The organism is Halomonas sp. AOP12-B1-6 (genome assembly GCF_052379225.1).
GTDB classification, from domain to species: domain Bacteria; phylum Pseudomonadota; class Gammaproteobacteria; order Pseudomonadales; family Halomonadaceae; genus Vreelandella; species Vreelandella casei.
Genome location: NZ_JBQSYK010000009.1, coordinates 1 through 3,298, shown reverse-complemented (window position 1 = coordinate 3,298; position 3,298 = coordinate 1). Strand labels below are relative to the sequence as shown.

Annotated in this window: 2 rRNA genes; both read right to left on the bottom strand. The window is 53.0% G+C overall.

Annotation, left to right across the window (positions count from 1 at the left end):
• Window positions 1-106: ribosomal RNA gene (gene rrf, locus ACT3TR_RS17350) — 5S ribosomal RNA — on the bottom strand; the annotation flags it as partial.
• Between the two features lie 163 nt (window positions 107-269).
• A 23S ribosomal RNA gene (locus ACT3TR_RS17345) occupies window positions 270-3,167 on the bottom strand.
• Window positions 3,168-3,298: the final 131 nt, after the last annotated feature.

Here is a 3,298-nt window from a genome sequence, read left to right as displayed (position 1 = left end):
GACCTACTCTCGCATGGGGAGACCCCACACTACCATCGGCGCTAAGCGGTTTCACTTCTGAGTTCGGCAAGGGATCAGGTGGTTCACGCGTGCTATGGTCGTCAGGCGTAACTGGTGGTATATCATGCTGATGTGATCGTTTCTTGCTGTCGTGCCGCCTGCTTGTTCACTCTTGATGAGTGGACTGGGCAACACGCTGCGTATCCGGCTTTTTTTTGATGCGTTAACATCATAACGTTATCACTGCGACCAGACCCCTTGGGTGTTATAGAGTCAAGCCTCACGGGCCATTAGTACACGTTAGCTCAACGCCTTGCAGCGCTTCCACACCGTGCCTATCAACCAGCTGGTCTCGCTGGGCCCTTCAGGAGGCTCTAGGCCTCAGGGATGTCTCATCTTGAAGGGGGCTTCCCGCTTAGATGCTTTCAGCGGTTATCCCGTCCGACCATAGCTACCCGGCAATGCCACTGGCGTGACAACCGGAACACCAGAGGGTCGTCCACTCCGGTCCTCTCGTACTAGGAGCAGCCCTTCTCAAACATCCAACGCCCACGGCAGATAGGGACCGAACTGTCTCACGACGTTCTAAACCCAGCTCGCGTACCACTTTAAATGGCGAACAGCCATACCCTTGGGACCGACTTCAGCCCCAGGATGTGATGAGCCGACATCGAGGTGCCAAACACCGCCGTCGATGTGAACTCTTGGGCGGTATCAGCCTGTTATCCCCGGAGTACCTTTTATCCGTTGAGCGATGGCCCTTCCATACAGAACCACCGGATCACTAGAACCTGCTTTCGCACCTGCTCGACGTGTCTGTCTCGCAGTCAAGCACCCTTATGCTCTTGCACTCAATGCACGATGTCCGACCGTGCTGAGGGTACCTTCGTGCTCCTCCGTTACTCTTTAGGAGGAGACCGCCCCAGTCAAACTACCCACCACACACTGTCCTCGATCCGGATAACGGACCTGAGTGAGAACGCCAATGATGCCAGGCTGGTATTTCAAGGTTGGCTCCCTTCGAACTGGCGTCCAAAGTTCAAAGCCTCCCAGCTATCCTACACAGGCAACATCAGCGTCCAGTGTGAAGCTATAGTAAAGGTTCACGGGGTCTTTCCGTCTAGCCGCGGGTACACCGCATCTTCACGGCGATTTCAATTTCACTGAGTCTCGGGTGGAGACAGCGTGGCCATCATTACGCCATTCGTGCAGGTCGGAACTTACCCGACAAGGAATTTCGCTACCTTAGGACCGTTATAGTTACGGCCGCCGTTTACCGGGGCTTCAATCAAGAGCTTCGCCTTGCGGCTAACACCATCATTTAACCTTCCGGCACCGGGCAGGCGTCACACCCTATACGTCCTCTTACGAGTTAGCAGAGTGCTGTGTTTTTAATAAACAGTTGCAGCCACCTGGTATCTTCGACCGGTTCGGGCTAGGAGAGCAAGTCTCTTCACCCTACGCCGGCGTGCCTTCTCCCGAAGTTACGGCACCATTTTGCCTAGTTCCTTCACCCGAGTTCTCTCAAGCGCCTTGGGATTCTCTCCCTGACCACCTGTGTCGGTTTGGGGTACGGTCGCACATGATCTGAAGCTTAGAGGCTTTTCCTGGAAGCGTGGCATCAGTGACTTCCTGACCGTAGTCAGTTCATCTCGTGTCTCGGCTTTAAGATCCCGGATTTTCCTAAGATCTCGGCCTACTCACTTTCACCAGGACAACCAACGCCTGGCTCACCTAGCCTTCTTCGTCCCCCCATCGCAACCATGTCCGGTACGGGAATATTAGCCCGTTTTCCATCGACTACGCCTTTCGGCCTCGCCTTAGGGGCCGACTCACTCTGCTCTGATTAGCATCGAACAGAAAACCTTGGTCTTCCGGCGAGGGAGTTTTTCACTCCCTTTATCGTTACTCATGTCAGCATTCGCACTCGTGATACCTCCAGCAGACTTCTCAATCCACCTTCATTGGCTTACACGACGCTCCTCTACCGCGCATCATTATCGAAATAATGACGCACCCGTAGCTTCGGTACCTGGTTTAGCCCCGTTACATCTTCCGCGCAGGCCGACTCGACTAGTGAGCTATTACGCTTTCTTTAAAGGATGGCTGCTTCTAAGCCAACCTCCTAGCTGTCTAAGCCTTCCCACATCGTTTCCCACTTAACCAGGATTTCGGGACCTTAGCTGACGGTCTGGGTTGTTTCCCTTTTCACGACGGACGTTAGCACCCGCCGTGTGTCTCCCACGCTGTACTCACCGGTATTCGGAGTTTGCCTCGGGTTGGTAAGTCGGGATGACCCCCTAGCCGAAACAGTGCTCTACCCCCGGCGGTAATACGTGAGGCGCTACCTAAATAGCTTTCGAGGAGAACCAGCTATCTCCGAGCTTGATTAGCCTTTCACTCCGATCCACAAGTCATCCAAATCTTTTTCAACAGATCCTGGTTCGGGCCTCCAGTTGATGTTACTCAACCTTCACCCTGCTCATGGATAGATCGCTCGGTTTCGGGTCTATATCCAGCGACTGTGTCGCCCAGTTAAGACTCGGTTTCCCTACGGCTCCCCTATACGGTTAACCTCGCCACTGAATATAAGTCGCTGACCCATTATACAAAAGGTACGCAGTCACAGAACAAGTCTGCTCCTACTGCTTGTACGCACACGGTTTCAGGATCTATTTCACTCCCCTATCCGGGGTTCTTTTCGCCTTTCCCTCACGGTACTGGTTCACTATCGGTCAGTCAGGAGTATTTAGCCTTGGAGGATGGTCCCCCCGTCTTCAGTCAAGGTTTCTCGTGCCCCGACCTACTCGATTTCACATGATCAGATTTTCGACTACAGGGCTATCACCTGCTACGGCCAGACTTCCCAATCTGTTCGCCTAATCATTCACATGCTTAAGGGCTGGTCCCCGTTCGCTCGCCGCTACTAGGGGAATCTCGGTTGATTTCTTTTCCTCAGGGTACTTAGATGTTTCAGTTCCCCTGGTTCGCCTCTTACACCTATGTATTCAGTGTAAGATACTGACCTTATGGTCAGTGGGTTTCCCCATTCAGAAATGCCCGGGTCACAGGTTGTTGCCACCTCACCGAGCCTTATCGCAGGCTACCACGTCTTTCATCGCCTCTGACTGCCTAGGCATCCACCGTGTGCGCTTCATTGCTTGACCCTATAACCCGAAGGAGTCTGGTATCTCGCAATGATAACGTTCATTTGCCGGATACGTATAAAACGTATCACAATTTAAGAACCCACCTTGCGGTGTGTTCTTGTCAGCATGATATACATTGTTAAAGAGCG